This is a genomic window from Oleiphilus sp. HI0123, assembly GCF_001635315.1.
Window position 1 is genome coordinate 1 of sequence record NZ_LWGE01001902.1, and the last position, 421, is coordinate 421.

General features: G+C 43.2%; 1 protein-coding gene. It reads right to left on the reverse strand.

Going from position 1 to position 421, the window contains the following annotated elements; translation table 11 throughout:
- Positions 1-421: hypothetical protein (locus A3761_RS28270; protein WP_197473268.1), on the reverse strand; the 421-nt coding region annotated here is incomplete at both ends.

Here is a 421-nt window from a genome sequence, read left to right on the forward strand (position 1 = left end):
TCGGAAGAGCGCTGTCTTCAGGGTTATTAATCCCGAGGACTGAAATACTATCAGGGGTTTTTATGCTCACCTGACTAAGGCTGCCATGATTTGTCGGCTGATAGGGAAGCTGTTGCTGCAACGGATCTGATGTGTGGATAAATACTTTGCCGTTTTTGGATACTAAAATAGCTTGCTGCAGCTCTGGTGTGTTGTTGACAGAATCGTTAATAATTTGGGTTAGAGAAAAAAGATTGAACGATGCCAGGTTTTCTGCGATCGAGCTACTCAACGCTTGGGCTTGGACGAGTGCTTGTTGGTTGAGGTTATGTTTTAGCAGAACGATACGCTTCTCTAACTCGGTATCAAATGCTTGCTTGTGTAGGTTTATTTGAAGGTGAGTGCTGACATAAAGCACAAGTAAAAGTGCACTAGCAATGAT